This window comes from Dictyobacter alpinus (genome assembly GCF_003967575.1).
GTDB lineage: Bacteria > Chloroflexota > Ktedonobacteria > Ktedonobacterales > Ktedonobacteraceae > Dictyobacter > Dictyobacter alpinus.
Genome location: NZ_BIFT01000001.1, coordinates 2,216,093 through 2,228,705, shown reverse-complemented (window position 1 = coordinate 2,228,705; position 12,613 = coordinate 2,216,093). Strand labels below are relative to the sequence as shown.

General features: G+C 47.3%; 9 protein-coding genes and 1 tRNA gene. 5 read left to right on the top strand and 5 right to left on the bottom strand.

Annotation, left to right across the window (positions count from 1 at the left end; all coding sequences use genetic code 11):
- The first annotated feature begins 17 nt into the window (after positions 1-17).
- Positions 18-1,532 carry an MFS transporter gene (locus tag EL633_RS08820; protein WP_126626824.1) on the top strand — a complete coding sequence of 505 codons (1,515 nt, stop codon included), beginning with the start codon at positions 18-20 and terminating at the stop codon, positions 1,530-1,532.
- A gap of 267 nt (positions 1,533-1,799) precedes the next feature.
- Positions 1,800-3,341, top strand: coding sequence for a tetratricopeptide repeat protein (locus EL633_RS08815; RefSeq protein WP_161982042.1), 1,542 nt, complete (start codon positions 1,800-1,802; stop codon positions 3,339-3,341).
- Positions 3,342-3,589: 248 nt separating this feature from the next.
- Here the strand turns inward: EL633_RS08815 and alkB are convergent, their stop codons facing one another.
- Complete coding sequence (gene alkB / locus EL633_RS08810) at positions 3,590-4,237, bottom strand: DNA oxidative demethylase AlkB (RefSeq protein ID WP_126626822.1); 648 nt, start codon at positions 4,235-4,237, stop codon at positions 3,590-3,592.
- Positions 4,238-4,518: 281 nt separating this feature from the next.
- Here alkB and EL633_RS08805 point away from each other — a divergent pair, with 281 nt between their 5' ends.
- The 3 genes from EL633_RS08805 to EL633_RS08795 all read left to right on the top strand — a co-directional run bounded on the left by EL633_RS08805 (position 4,519) and on the right by EL633_RS08795 (position 7,172).
- Positions 4,519-4,746, top strand: coding sequence for a hypothetical protein (locus tag EL633_RS08805; RefSeq protein WP_126626821.1), 228 nt, complete (start codon positions 4,519-4,521; stop codon positions 4,744-4,746).
- A 375-nt stretch (positions 4,747-5,121) separates the two neighbouring features.
- The gene (locus tag EL633_RS08800; protein WP_126626820.1) at positions 5,122-6,816 is read left to right on the top strand and encodes an ATP-binding protein; all 1,695 of its coding nucleotides are present in this window, start codon (positions 5,122-5,124) and stop codon (positions 6,814-6,816) included.
- A complete protein-coding gene (locus tag EL633_RS08795; protein WP_218027446.1) occupies positions 6,813-7,172 on the top strand; it encodes a response regulator in 360 nt (119 codons plus the stop codon). Before EL633_RS08800 ends, EL633_RS08795 begins: the two co-directional genes overlap by 4 nt.
- 1,405 nt (positions 7,173-8,577) lie before the next feature.
- Here EL633_RS08795 and EL633_RS08790 read toward each other — a convergent pair.
- From EL633_RS08790 to EL633_RS08775, 4 genes are all read right to left on the bottom strand, one after another.
- On the bottom strand, positions 8,578-8,919 hold the full coding sequence (locus EL633_RS08790) for a hypothetical protein (protein ID WP_126626819.1): 342 nt from the start codon (positions 8,917-8,919) through the stop codon (positions 8,578-8,580).
- Positions 8,920-9,662: 743 nt separating this feature from the next.
- On the bottom strand, positions 9,663-10,760 hold the full coding sequence (locus EL633_RS08785) for a tetratricopeptide repeat protein (RefSeq protein WP_126626818.1): 1,098 nt from the start codon (positions 10,758-10,760) through the stop codon (positions 9,663-9,665).
- Between the two features lie 884 nt (positions 10,761-11,644).
- Positions 11,645-11,717, bottom strand: a tRNA-Arg gene (locus EL633_RS08780).
- 357 nt (positions 11,718-12,074) lie between these two features.
- Entirely contained in the window at positions 12,075-12,500 is a 426-nt protein-coding gene (locus EL633_RS08775; protein WP_126626817.1) for a hypothetical protein, read from the bottom strand.
- Positions 12,501-12,613 lie beyond the last annotated feature (113 nt).

Below are 12,613 nucleotides of genomic sequence, written 5' to 3'. Positions count from 1 at the left end.
TAAAATAGGTTATCACAATGAATCAACAGAGGAAAAATACTGACAATACGTTGACGGATGGGCAGCGATCAGAAAAGGATTCAGGCACGACCGAGACGGCGGTGGTGCAGCAGCATACGAATAAGTGGACGACGCTGCTGGTGGTGGCGATTGGTGTGTTTATGGCGACGCTGGATTCTTCTATTGTGAATATTAGTTTGCCGGCGATTGCCAGGGATTTCGGGGTGCCGTTAAGCGGTGCCATCGAGTGGGTGATTATTGCGTATCTGGTGGTGACGGCTGCTGTTCTGCTGACTGCTGGTCGCCTGGCTGATATGGTTGGCCGCAAGATTGTCTGGTTGATAGGATTGGTGGTGTTTACGGGCAGTTCGGTGTTATGTGGTTTTGCGACCAGTCTGGCTTTCTTGATCGCGGCCCGGGCTTTACAGGGTCTGGGGGGAGCGCTCCTGCTGGCAGTTAGTCCTGCCATGTTGACTGCGGCCTTTCCGTCTAATGAGCGTGGCCGGGCCCTGGGCCTGAATGCGATCAATGTGGCGCTGGGTGTCAGTGTTGGTCCTATCCTGGGTGGTTTTATTACTGGTTATTTTACATGGCGCTGGATCTTCTTTGTGAATGTGCCATTTGGCATCCTGGGTCTGATTGCGACCGTAATCTTTATCAAAGAAAAAGTGACGCGTAGCCCGGGTCGCTTTGATCCGTTGGGGGCAGCACTCCTGGCGATTGGTCTGGCCTGTATCACGGCTGGACTTTCATTTGCGCAGGAACTTGGTTGGGGCTCACCGACTATTTTGATTTTATTGATTGTTGGTGTTATCGCCTTGATCATCCTGCCATTTGTCGAGTTGCGCGTGCCCAATCCCGCTATTGTGCTTTCACTGCTCAAGAGTCGCGTCTTTTCTTCAGCCCTGCTCAGCCTGGTGATCAGCTTTCTGGCCCTGTTCGCGGTTAGCTTTATGCTCCCATTCTATCTAGAGGAATTACGCGGTTTTTCCAGCGAGCTCTCTGGTTTCTTGCTGACGCCTTTGCCGTTGACGCTTGCCTTTATTGCACCTATCAGTGGTATGCTGGCGGATCGCTATGGGACGCGCTGGTTGGCGGTAGGTGGCATGGCGATTGCCTGCGTGGGCTTAATTTCTATTAGTTTCTTAAATGAGCAGAGTTCGATCTGGGATATTGTGTGGCGTTTGCTACTGACTGGTGTCGGGCAGTCGCTGTTCCAATCTCCTAACAATAGTGCTTTGCTGGGGGCCGCTCCTCGCGAACATCAGGGAAGTGCCTCGGGCTTTCTGGCTACTGCTCGTACAATAGGACAAAGTCTGAGTATCGCGCTGGCTGGTGCTATCTTTACTGGCCTGGGTGGAGCTACGGCTGGCTTGATGCTGGTTTCGGGCAAGGCGGGTGCACAAACAGCGCAGTTGCAGCAGACATTTGTGCAGAGCTTCCATCTTACCTTTGTGGTCTGTGCCGCCATTGCTGCCGTAGGCGTGCTGGCCTCGCTCACACGTGGTAAAGAAACACGTAAAACCGCATAGCACGCCCTTCCAGACACTATTACTTTCCCTGCTATCCTTTGAGCGCTATACTATGGATAGCAGGTTTTTTTTGTGCTCACTGCCTGCACATGTATTCTCTTTCCATCATCTAGCGTACAACAAGGTATATAACTTGCGTTTATTGGCTAAAGCATAGCGCTGTGTAATACAATGATAGAAATGCACCCTCTATTCGTCATTATTAGTATATGCATATCGCAATCAAAGGATGAATATATATAGAGCGAGTTAAAGGAGATGGATGCGATGACCACCGATGACGTCTCGGACTATAATCAGCGTGGGGCCGACTATGCTATATCGGGTGATTATCAACATGCGCTGGCAGAGTTTAATCAGGCTATTATGCTACAACCGCAAGAAGCCTCTTCTTACTATAATCGTGCCCTGGTTTATCGCAATCTTCATGATTATCAACGCGCACTGACAGATTTTTCGCGTGTATTGGTGCTCCAACCAACCTATGGACTGGCTTATTATCAGCGTGGCATTACCTATTATCTGTTGCATGATAATCGACACGCACTCCATGATTTTAGTACCGCGCTGGTGCTTAATTCGACGGATGTGCAGTCCTTTATTGGCCGTGGCCTGGTTTATATTGTGATGGAAGAATATGAGCCGGCTATTATCAATCTGAATCGGGCTATTTCCAATGATGCGCGTATGGCCGCTCGTCTGGGCGCATATGGCAATCGTGGTCAGGCGTATGCGGCCCAGAAACGCTTTGATGAGGCGATTGAGGACTTCCATCAGGCGCTCCATTTCAAGCCCAATGATGCTGTTCTGCTGAATCGGCTGGGGGCGGCTTATACCGATAGTGGCCGACCAGAGTATGCCCTGGAGCATTATCAGCGGGCACTGGATTTTCAGCCTGAGTCGGCCTTTACCTATAATAATCGTGGTGAGGCTTATCGCTTATTGGAACGTTACCATGAGGCGATCTCCGACTTTGATCATGCCCTGCAACTGGATGCTAACCTGGCGACCGTCTATTATAATCGCGGACTGGCCTATGATAGTCTGTTATTAACGCAGCAGGCGCTGGTAGATTATACCCAGGCCCTCTCGCTCCATCCTGCATTCACATCTGTCTATCATGATCGTGCCGACGCCTATCTGCGTCTGAAACGCTACCAGGATGCCGCCAATGACTATAGCCGGGTCCTTGAATATGATCCCAATGATGTGCTGGCCCTATTTAGCCGTGGCACGGTCTATCTTTATCTGGAGCAACCGCTCAATGCGATCGAGGATCTGGATCGGGCGATTGAGGCGCGACCAGACTTTGCCTGCGCATATACGAATCGTGGTGAGGCCTATCTCTATTTACGGGATATTAAGCAGGCGGGCAAGGATTGTCGTCATAGCTGGCATCTGGATTCCTCGCATGCCAATCATGGCTGGATGGCCCAGTGGATTGAGCTGTGCCTGTTACAGCCCGAGGCCGGGATGAGCGAGCGCCTGGAACATATCGCAACGGCCGAACCAGCCTCCTACGCGGCTTATTTATGCCGTGCCGTCGCCTATTTTCTCAGCCAACGCCACACGCTGGCCCTACAAGAACTAGAATATGCCCTGACCCTGAACGCCGATCGCTGGGACGCCTACTTCTGGAAAGGCATGATTGCCGCCAGCCTGGGACTGGATGAGGAAGCGCTGCAAGCCCTTGAAGCTTCTGTCGCGCTGAAGATCCCATCCATTTTATTGTCCCCCCTACACTGGCTACAGCAAGACCACGCCGATTTTTATGCCAGACACGCCATGCCCTTCCTCCATAGAGCATAGTTGCCACCAAAATGAACACAACAAGAAAAACAAACAGTAGCGGCAGCCTTAATGGCCGCGAACGTACCCTCACGAGCGGAGCTAGTAAGCACCATGAATCCCTCTTCCCCCACGTCTCGCTCAGAGACTATCTCCGCCCACCTGCTCCAGCGTTTATGAGGGATATTTCTTACGTGAACAGGTCGCAGGGACAAGCCCTGCCGCTACTGTATGTATTTCCCTTTTTCCGTTTTTGTTGGGTGATGGGGTTATGATGCTTTGCGGAAGGTGAGATTGAGGCGATAGCGACCTAGCCGGGGGTGTTCGCCGGTGGCAAGTGGTTTGATGCCATGGTAGAAGAGGCGGGCTGGTCCGCCCCAAACGACTACGTCGCCGTGATTCAGGTGGAGCTGGAGTTGTTTATCGGCCCGTTTTGCTCCTCCAAAGAGGAAGATGGCCGGCAGTCCAAGTGAGACGGAGACAATCGGCTGATTGAGGTCCTTCTCATCTTTATCCTGGTGTAACGAGAGCTTTGCGCCAGGCTCATAGCGATTGATCAGGCAGCCATCGGGTGTGAACGCCGGGAAACCCGCCTCGGAGGCCGCGCTCTGTGCCAGTTTGAGCAATGATGCTGGCATAGCTGGCCAGGGCTGGCCATTCTCGGGATCAATGGGATCGTACCGATAGCCGGTCCGGTCAGTTAACCAGCCAAGGGAACCACAATTGGTCATGGCGACCGACATACGATGACCACCGGGAGTGACCATATGACGAAATGGGGCCTGCTCAACAACAGCATTCAGGTCCGTCAGGAGCGCCTCTTCATCCGATAGAGCAAAACCATGCAGCATCACGGCCCCGGGTCCCAACTCTACTTTGCGCATAGACTCATCATTAGCATATTCGAAGAGATCCATAAAAGATACACCCATCCTTTCTTCTTACCACAGAAACACTATCCAGTTTCAGTCGCTCATGATTGTACTTCATTATACCTGTTACTGACCTCTTCATCCCAGGACGGTCCCAGAGAGCACCGGCCCCTGCTTTCCCCGAATTTGCTTTGCATTATTTTAATCTCCATCTAAATATATGTATGTTGCGTTTTTCAGGTTAAATAGGATTCCTGGTTATAAAGGAAGGGCATAGTTCGGCTTTTTTGGCAATCAGCAAGTTGATACATTCATAGAAACATATAATGAGGAACTGGCTGCTGGTAAGGCACAACTACCCGCTGCCCCGGGCTTATTACCATCCTTTTTCGATGATGGTGATTTTGAACCATCCTTTGCTGGCCATTCGAGCAAGCGGAAAAGCAACGCAGATAAAACAAAGCGTAAAATGGCAAAGGACAGCCGGAAAAAAAATCGTAGAAAATAAGTTATTGACAGGTCTTATGGTGGAGCGTGCAGCCAGCCACACGTAAAAACGTTGGAGCTCCAAAGGCGTGAAAAAATGATCAGCGGTGGAAAAGGTTTTGGGAAAATTATACATCAAATTTAAAATGATACAGGGAACCTGAGAGTTTACAGCGGTCCTGATATGCAGTCTGCATTGTTGACATCCGCAATGTGTTATATAATAAGGCAGCAAAAAAGCATCGCACTAGTTATCCCAGGGAAGGGGACTCTCTTATATCCATTGCGTTGAGTAGAAAACGTAGCGCAACTTTACTTTTCCAGCCGACCACGAGTTAATTTCCTGGCTCTGCCCCTCCTCTTGTAGGAATGAAGCAAGTCAGAGCGAACCTGGTTTGCTGATAAGGCTACGGCCTTGTCTGTTAGAGGAGCGAGCAATATCGATGGGTAGAACAAAATCTGAGTCGTTTACCACTCCCATTGCCCTGGATCGTGATCTATTTATGCGAAGGCTGATTGCAAGCCTGGGCCATCTCAATGAGGGCATTCTTGGAAGTGAACTGACGGGAGCATATATTATCAATGTAGGACTTTCGATGGGAGCCGCGATTGAGGAAGAGTATAAGCGCTTCTGGGGTATCGATCGTTCCTTTACTTTGGATGAATATGCTCATGTGATTGTAGATCTCAAGCAGAAAATTGGCGGTAACTTTTCTCTGGTTTCCAAGGATCCACTCAAAGTAGTGGTAAGTACAACCTCCTGTCCTTTTGACACTCTGGTACGTCAATCCCCCTCCCTCTGCTTCATGACTAGTTCGGTTTTTGGCGGCATTGCCGCCCGTAACTTTGGCTATGCCAAAGTGGTGCTACAAAAGCGCATCGCACTGGGGGATGATGGCTGTTATGTCATCGTTCATCTGCAACGCACTCCGGAGGCCCTGGCTGCGATTGGGAAAGAATATGTCCCTGACGTGACCCAGGCCAGTCCTGATATTGCTGAACAGCTGCATTTGATGGAACAGGTGCAGGACTTACGGCAGCAACTGGGTGAAAGTACCTCGCGCTGGGAAGAAGTTATGCAAGGGGCGGCGGAAGCCATCGGCGCCTTTGATCTTGAAGGAAGAGTTATCTATGCGAATAGCCGCTGGCGTGATCTCTTAGGGGTGGAAGGGGAAGAAGTGGTAGGCAATCTTTTTGAAGACCTGGTGTATGAAGAGGACCATTCCTCCGTCCAACAGGCTCTCAAGCTCGCCAGCACAGGTAAACGTGTGGGTGGACATATGTTCCGGTTGCAGCATCGTGATGGTTCATTACGCACTTTAAGGATGAGTATTGGAGCCATTCGTGATGATCGGGGCCATATCGTTGGCGTTTTAGGCATCATACGCGATATCACTCAGGAACGCGAGGCGCAAAGACTCAAGGATGAACTGTTAACAACTACCGCCCATGAATTGCGTACTCCGATCACGACCATTCGAGGCCTGACCCAGATTCTCTTACGTGGCATTGAGCAAGGCAACGTCTTCAGTCAAGCAGAGTTGACCAAACGCCTGCAGACAATCCAGCGGGAAACAGATCGACTCGCCCGCCTGGGAGCAGAGTTGACCGATGCCACCCGCTTACAAACAGGTTCCCTCTCCTTGCATCGGCGACATGAAGATCTGTGCACTATACTGGAAGAGTTAGTAGAAATTCAGCGGGATGCGTTAGATTTCCATGGACTCTGGAGTCTAGAGTTGCGCAACTCAGAGGTCCCGCTACCGGTGTGGATAGATCGTTCGCGCCTTGAACAGGCGGTCAACCATCTGCTCGAAAATGCGCGCAAGTATTCGCCTGAAGGTGGTTTGATCCTTATAGAGACGAAGCGACAGGGAGACGCCGCACAGATCGCCATTAGCGATACCGGCATTGGGATTCCTGAACAGGAACTCTCCAAGATGTTTACGCCTTTCTTCCGGGCCTCCAATGCATCGTCACGCCACTTCTCCGGTGTAGGGCTGGGACTATATCTATGCCAGAGTATCCTGCAAGCCCATGAGGGAAGCATAACAGTCACAAGCCGAGAGGGGAAGGGGAGCACCTTCCTGCTCACATTACCCTGCGAAGTTCAGCTGCATGGAGAGTCAGAGACATGAAAGAGCTCATCATGGTAATAGATGACGATATGGGCGTCCAGGAATGCTTGCAGGCCATTCTTGAAGCAGAAGGTTACGAAGTGATGATCGCCCGCGATGGGAAGCACGCCTTAGAAATGCTAGCCACCGCCAGGCCTAACCTGATCATCCTGGACCTGATGATGCCACGCATGAACGGCTATGAATTTTTGAAAACCCTGGAGCAGCAAGGACGCCGTGCGGAACTGCCAATTATCCTCCTGACGGCGGATCCTCAAGTCAAAGAACGAGCCACCAAACTGGCCGTAAACGCTTATTTACTCAAGCCCTTTGAGCTCCTGGATCTCTTAGACTCTGTTGCCAACGTACTTGCCTGAATATTAAGAGACGTAGATGGCTATTTACTTATGCTCTCTCTTTTCTTCATATACATATAGCTATAGATCACCCACACAAGTATCAGAGAGGCGAACGCAGCCGCAACCCAACATATAAAACTAATAGTTGTTTCTCCTCGAGACCGAAATATAAAAGCCATGATGGTGAAGAAAACAACAGTTATACCTATTATGACAAAATTCAGCACTGGAGGTATACGCAATACTGGAAACGTGGATGGGCGCTTTGTTTGCATCATCTTCTCCTATCTTACTATTACTTATCTTACCTGATATACGTGTCAGATATGCTTCCCAGTTGTGCCCAGCAACAATTTATCATAAGTACAGTAAAACATAGGAAGTAATGCTAATCTTTTGAGATTTCATCTTTGTTCTTCTTTTTATTTAAATATCTTTGGATAATGCTTATGATGAATGAATTTATAAGCAGAATTGCCAAAATTAATCCCACGCCAGTTTTTCCGATATGAAACGCTGGTAGGATCCATACTCCAAGCAAAGAAACTATAATTGCAAGCATAATGATGAAATAAGTAATCCGTACGACTTTGTTAGGTATTTGCATAACGATATTCTCAAATACTTTAATATAATGGTTCCAAACAGATAGAACCATATACTCTCTAAGGTCACATTCAGACTAGATACGTAAGGCCGCAAGAAACTGTTTCACTTAGGGCTCACACAACTTGCGCCTTCTCCCTTCTGTTCTCCAGACCTATGAAATTCTTCTGTCTTACCCCGTGATGGTTCCATCTCTGATGAAACTTTGATAGGCTTCTCTATATGCTTGCTTTATTAGCGCTCCTGACTTGTTCATGTCAATGACAAACACCCTTGTATCATCCTTTTAGCGCAACTTCTGAAACAGCGGAACAAAGAAGATACATCCAACAAGACACCAGATAGTCACAAATATATAGATGCTCACATTACGACTATCCCAAACACTACTACTATTCCACATCATCACCAAAAGCCTTGCTGATATTCCCGACCAAATACTCGCAGGAACGAACTTCCAAAGAGATTCGCGTTTGTTTTTCTGCATTGCTTAATTTTCCTCGCTTTTCGTCATCATGTCCCATACATAGAACGTTTGATGCTTGCGTTTATAAGCAAAAGCGCACCCCACGTGTTACTGTTTTCGTGGGGTGAGGCGCATGGATGAAAAAAGAACCTTTATCTACGTCAGTAGCATTTCAGGTCAGCGGGTCCGACAACCAGACCTTTATTCTGAAGTTCTAGGGGTCCTAAAAAAAATGCAGGACTGTGACAAGGAAAAGGACGGATGAAGAAGAGGATGCATTCAAGATGTGCATTCTGATTACATTCATATGGTAGGTAAAGGCTTCAATGATATCCATGATAGAATCTCTTTTTATGATTGTTCTTGTAACCAGCGTTGATATGTATCCCAGACACTAGCGGCGATAGTATTATAAGGGGCTTTAGGATGGGTAGGGGGTAAGCTAAAACAACGCACAAATTCTTCATAGATAATGGTACTTAACATATCTACCGATTTAGCTTCTTTCATCCTTAACAAAACTGCATCAACCTCAATGTCATATTCATTATCAGGTGCACCACTAGAAACTAAACCTAATGGATCATAAGAGGCCAGTATTTTAATGAAAGACTTATAGAACTCTCCATATTGCTGGCGTAATCTCTTTATTTGCTCTTGTCTTGTCTCTTGTGAAGATTTTCCATCAGTCATTTATTTTTACTCCAATAATCCCATCTGCAAACATTGACTATTGTAACACGCCTTACTATTTGATAATCACGACAATATAGATACAGCTACATTTTAACGAGCGGGATTATTTTGAGAGGCAACTACCCGCCCTCCCTGTAAGCAAATCGTCGCACCGAAGCAACCCCGAATTCGTGGATAACCTCTCATCTAGTCATGTTTCTCGCCTAAATCTTACTCTATAGATGAGGTATAATAAGAAATTCACCTCCGAACAAATGCTTTCTTACACCGAAGAAATTTAATTCACCCCTCGAACAGAGGAAATTCACCAAGGAACACTTAAAAACATTCTAAGTAAGTGGGCGTTTAGTTTTTCAGCAGATACAGTCATTTCTACGGTTTTCTAGCTCTCCGAAGTAAAGTTTTTACCATCCGAGGGAAGAACAAGCTAAAAAACTACGGTTATTCTTCTGTGGCGGTTTCCCAGGCGAAGCCAGTTGGGGAGAGGGTTGCGAGGGGGTTATGGGGCTGGGCGGACTCGAACCGCCAACGCACGGTTTAGGGAACAGAAGCAGGGCTAAATCCCCTCCAGAAGCCAGTTTACCGCCATTGGTATATGGCAATAACTTAGATTGTCCTGGTTTTTTATCTCTCTCCTTTTAAGCCTAAATCAACGCCCAAAGCCCCTCGATCTTGTGTTACTCCACCCTCGGTTATGCGCCTCAGACAGTAATATATTTCTTGAGCGATAAGTTGCATTGCTACTCAGTACCAAGTGTTGCTTGTAAAAATTGTGGATCATCGCGAACATCTTGAAACTCCGGTAAATCACGGTAGTCACGCCAAGATTTTCCACCTGCATGCAGATGTGCGGCAGATCTCAGTAACAAGAGAACTTCATTCCTATCTTTTGTGGTGATCCATAGAGAAGCTGCCAACCATAGATAAGTATGGCTCGTCCCTTCATGCATATTCAACGATCGACGAAACTGGGCGATCGCCAGATCATATTGACCTGCAAAATACAATTGAGCTCCGAGATTGTGGTATCGAATCCAGAAGTCACCAGGCAAATGATCAATCGTTGATAAGAATGTTTTTCTTTGTTCTTCGATAAAGTGGGCTGTTTCGATACCTAATCGCCGCAGCTCGTCGATGCGTCCCAGTTGCCGATACGCTTTTATTTGAAGGTGTGAAGCTTCAGCTATTAGATAATAATTCTTTTCCCACGAGGGATCTTCCTGCGCAATCTGGTGAATCCTTTCCCCACAGGAAAGGACTTCATCCGTTCTTTTTAGCTCCGAGCAGACCACTCCAGCGGTGCGGAGATAGCAGAATCGATCAAAGCGATTTGTCTCAATCGCTTCAACTTGAGGTAGAAGATCATGAAAGATGTGCATCCACTCCTCCCCTTGTCCCAAAGCTACCCAACCAAGAGCTTGTGTGGCATCATTCATAACTCGACAGATATCTTGCAAAGGAATATTGCGCAAGGCCCAGTGGAGGAAATCTTTTTGCGTTTTTATCATCTCTCCATAACGGTGAGCAAGAGCGAGATGATCTACCAGTTCCCATTTAGTCCAGGTTTCCTCTGAAAGAGGTAACGATTGCGTTAAGTAACGAGAGAGAAAGCGGATAGGGGTTTCTCTCTCCTTTAATTTATGGCAAAGGATAATGCCGAGGTGAACAACTTCCTCATCTAACGTTGGTTGGTTAAGCCGTTCTTGCAAGAGTGTCCACGCCTGGTCTAATAGTGTATTATTCGGCAGTTGCTTTCGTTCATTGAGTTGAGAGTCATACTGATTCAAAAAATTAGCTAGTTTATGCTCTCGCTGGATATTTGCACGATCAAAGGCCATGATTCCCTCCAATATATAGTCAATGTAGTAAGTATAAAAGATTATGACTTTTATTTTTGACCGGCGAAATTTTGATAAGCCTCTCTATAAGCCTGGGTTATTGGCGCTCCAGACTTCTTCATATCAATGACAAACACCCTGGTATCGTCCCGTGGGAAGATAATCTCACTAAAACCAAAGTGCTGCAGCAGTCTGACACCACTGCGGGTAGCTCCGACCGATACAATCCTCTCGACAATGACTCCACGTTTGCCGTGATGAAACCATGAAGTATATTCTAATGGGATTGTTCATGTTTGCGTGCACGCATGTAAGAAACAAATGCCCATATAACTGTTCCAATTGTGAACAAACCTACAATGATGGTCATCCAGAAAGTCTTGCTCTCCAATGGCCTTTTTATGGATGTCCATTGCGACCAAACACCAAAAAGTGCCACCAATGTCACAAACATCTCACAGATCACAATGCTTTTATAGTCTTTCGAAGGACGCTTCCCCCGCATTATTATACTCCTTTTATTCCTTCCTTCGCCTGCACTTACCTGGAACAAGGGGGAGAGATCTATAAGCTCTCTCGGCTCCTGGGCCATAGCAGCTTGGAAGTCACAGAAGAATACTTGAAGAGCTTCAAACAACGCGCAGCGCGTAAAGATCAAGAGAGATTCTCGGCGGTGGCCGCTATGGATGTTTTGAGCAAGTGAAAAAAGTGCCAACAATAAAATTTATTGCAGAGTTTATCTCCAGGTTTTCTTGTCTGAGAATTGGCGTTTCCGACATACGGTTTGTACAAAAAAGGATCTTTTATTGGTTGCTTGCTGTGTCTGGTAAAAGAGTTTTTCTTTGGCTTCTGAGGCGGGTTTACATTGTTGAGTTTATGAGGTATGGGGCTGGGCGGACTCGAACCGCCGACGCACGGTTTAGGAAACCGACGCTCTATCCACTGAGCTACAGCCCCTTGAATTGGCTTCTGATGGGCGTCGGCAACGGTTCGAGTCCTCTTATAAACTCAATAACTTCCGCTGTAACACCCTTAAACCACCGCTGTAAGTCGTGTTTCTTCCACAACCTAAGCTCTTGACTGGTACAAACATAGCAGACTTCTAAAACCATGTCAAGTAGAGATGTGACGGATATAAATTCATTGTAGATTCGGCTATAACCAGACGTAACAGGCAAAGGGGAGGTTATCTATAGAGGGCCGAAGACATAGGTTGATTGGTCGTGATATCCTGTCTTCGGGGTGAGTGTTGTGGTTAGACTCCGTGCATTCTTTGGGGAGGGCTAGCGTGGTTGCCAACCCTCTCACCTTCTTTTACTTCATCAATTGGAATGGTCGTGCTGTATAACGACGTTGATCTCTTCGTATCTCTGCCTCTGTCCATTGGTAGGGTTTGCGCTTCAGAAGATTGTGATACTCTTGTTCCTGGCGCATCCTGGCCCGTGCTTGATCTTTCTCATCCGCTTTATGTATTTGAGCTGCTGCAATAGACCAGCGGACATGTTTACAGTATGGGCCACTGCAATGAATGAATCCCTCTCGACCTGCTGGACAAGTGCAAGTGAAATAGCCTTTGCCTGGGCGATTGGGATCTTTGTGATACTGAACTTTATACTCAGTCAGGTTATCCGCCTCACTCAGTACCATATAGAATGGTTCCTGTGTTTCCATGTCGAAGATACGACTACAGCGGTCGATCTGCTCTTCAGTAACGGGAGAGGTTTTTGTGGTGGTTGCCATTGTGGTTTAACTCCTCTGTTTGTATTTGTTAGTGGGGTTTATCCCTTTCGATATATTAATAATACCACGTAGAGTTATTTGAGTCAACAGCTCTAGAGGCCAATTAAGAGTGT

Bases quoted from the DNA above. Each gene is read 5' to 3' on its own strand.
- EL633_RS08775 (WP_126626817.1), bottom strand. From the start codon at position 12,500: ATGGCAACCACCACAAAAACCTCTCCCGTTACTGAAGAGCAGATCGAC.
- EL633_RS08815 (WP_161982042.1), top strand. From the start codon at position 1,800: ATGACCACCGATGACGTCTCGGACTATAATCAGCGTGGGGCCGACTAT.
- EL633_RS08785 (WP_126626818.1), bottom strand. From the start codon at position 10,760: ATGGCCTTTGATCGTGCAAATATCCAGCGAGAGCATAAACTAGCTAAT.
- EL633_RS08805 (WP_126626821.1), top strand. From the start codon at position 4,519: ATGAGGAACTGGCTGCTGGTAAGGCACAACTACCCGCTGCCCCGGGCT.
- EL633_RS08820 (WP_126626824.1), top strand. From the start codon at position 18: ATGAATCAACAGAGGAAAAATACTGACAATACGTTGACGGATGGGCAG.
- alkB (WP_126626822.1), bottom strand. From the start codon at position 4,237: ATGGATCTCTTCGAATATGCTAATGATGAGTCTATGCGCAAAGTAGAG.
- EL633_RS08795 (WP_218027446.1), top strand. From the start codon at position 6,813: ATGAAAGAGCTCATCATGGTAATAGATGACGATATGGGCGTCCAGGAA.
- EL633_RS08800 (WP_126626820.1), top strand. From the start codon at position 5,122: ATGGGTAGAACAAAATCTGAGTCGTTTACCACTCCCATTGCCCTGGAT.
- EL633_RS08790 (WP_126626819.1), bottom strand. From the start codon at position 8,919: ATGACTGATGGAAAATCTTCACAAGAGACAAGACAAGAGCAAATAAAG.